This is a genomic window from Rhodococcus sp. KRD175, from assembly GCF_017168275.1.
Classification (GTDB): domain Bacteria; phylum Actinomycetota; class Actinomycetes; order Mycobacteriales; family Mycobacteriaceae; genus Rhodococcoides; species Rhodococcoides fascians.
Genome location: NZ_JABFAQ010000040.1, coordinates 1 through 1,544, shown reverse-complemented (window position 1 = coordinate 1,544; position 1,544 = coordinate 1). Strand labels below are relative to the sequence as shown.

The 1,544-nt window shown below is 61.8% G+C and carries 1 protein-coding gene; it reads right to left on the bottom strand.

Annotated features, from left to right (window positions below; all coding sequences use genetic code 11):
- Positions 1 to 359 precede the first annotated feature (359 nt).
- Positions 360 to 1,457, bottom strand: coding sequence for an IS110 family transposase (locus J1M81_RS24485; RefSeq protein WP_032375655.1), 1,098 nt, complete (start codon positions 1,455 to 1,457; stop codon positions 360 to 362).
- Positions 1,458 to 1,544: the final 87 nt, after the last annotated feature.

The window sequence follows — 1,544 nt, the reverse complement described above, 5'->3', positions numbered from 1 at the left end:
TCATATGGAGGTCGGCCTGTCAACGACGGCATGGTGAAGCGGTGGCACGCACCGTCGTGTGTGCCACCGCTTCCTGTTGCCGGGATGGTGATCGATGCGAGTGGGAGGTGAGCGTGTCGTAGTGTTCGACGCGTCGTCAACTCTCATATACGCGGGTTGGTTACCGCAGGACGGACTGTTTCGGCTGGAGTGGATCGCAAGTCTATGAGTCGAGCGTGATCCCAACGCGCAGTTGAGGATTGCTCATAGGCGGCTAGCGGGTCACTCCCAGACGCTCGGCCACATCCCACATCGTCGTCGACCGTTCATTCCGGACATCTATCCCGACGCAGATCGCTACTTCGGCGTCGGAGCTTCAGTCATTCCTCGAGCGTGGCCAACGACCAGCACCAGCCGGCCAGCTCTCGTGCGATCCCGGCATTGGCGACCACCGCACGTTTACCGCGTTCGTCGAAATGTTCCCACCGTGCGTGCAGCCGCCGGTTCGCTTGATGTCCTCGCGCTTTGGCTTTGGGAGTCGACGCCTTCCACCGTGCCACCAGTTCACGCCCCGGCCGATACGGCTTGCGATGATGCCAGGCAGCCTCGACCAGCAGTCGGCGTACGTGAGCATTGCCGGTTTTGCTGACACCGCCCTGCGACCGGGATTCACCGGAAGAATGCTCGGTCGGGATCAACCCGACGAACGCACCGATCGAGCGGCCGGTCAACCGGTCCCACTCACCGATCTCCGTCGCCAAACCGAACGCTGTCAACGTCGCCACCCCACGAAGGCACCCCAGCCGGGTCACCACCGGAGTGAACGACGAATGCGCAGCCATGTCCGCGATGGCGGTATCGAGACGATTCCGGCGTTCGGTGGTGGCGATGACGGTCTCGTAGGCGGTGTCGTAGGTGATCTGCAGTGCACGTGAATCGAACCGCTGGCGACGTAACCACAGATCGTGGGCTGCGGTCCAGGGTTTGCCGCCGCTGTAGATGATCCCTTGACGCAGCAGCACATGTGTCAGGCGATGCTGTGCGGACACCAGATCGCCGCGGCAGTCCTCCCTTGCTCGCACCAGATCACGAGCGGACTCCTGCTCGGTACTCGGAATCAGAACCGGCACAATAGAACTCAAATGAAGCAACCGAGCCAAATGCCGGGCATCACGGGCATCGGTCTTGATGCGGTCACCAGGGGGACGCTGAATTTTCGACGGTGCCGCCACCACACAATCGACACCGGCGGCCAACAGAAAACGGGCCAGACCGAAACCGGTCGGGCCCGCCTCGTAGACGACATGCACCAGTCCTGGCAGCGAACGAATCCACTCCAGGATTTCTTTGTGATCAGGCGACATGCGACGCTCGAACAACTCGCCCGTCTCGCCATCCAAACCGCACGCCACCACCGATCGTGCGTGCACATCCAAACCAACACTCGTACGATGATTCTTCACTGGGGCCTCCCACATCTGTGGCTCTACCGGCCAGGACCCACTCCTGTCGGCAACCCACGCTTACATGCGGAGGGGCCCCAGCCAAGACCTCCATACCGTCTA

Bases quoted from the DNA above. Each gene is read 5' to 3' on its own strand.
- J1M81_RS24485 (WP_032375655.1), bottom strand. From the start codon at position 1,457: ATGTGGGAGGCCCCAGTGAAGAATCATCGTACGAGTGTTGGTTTGGAT.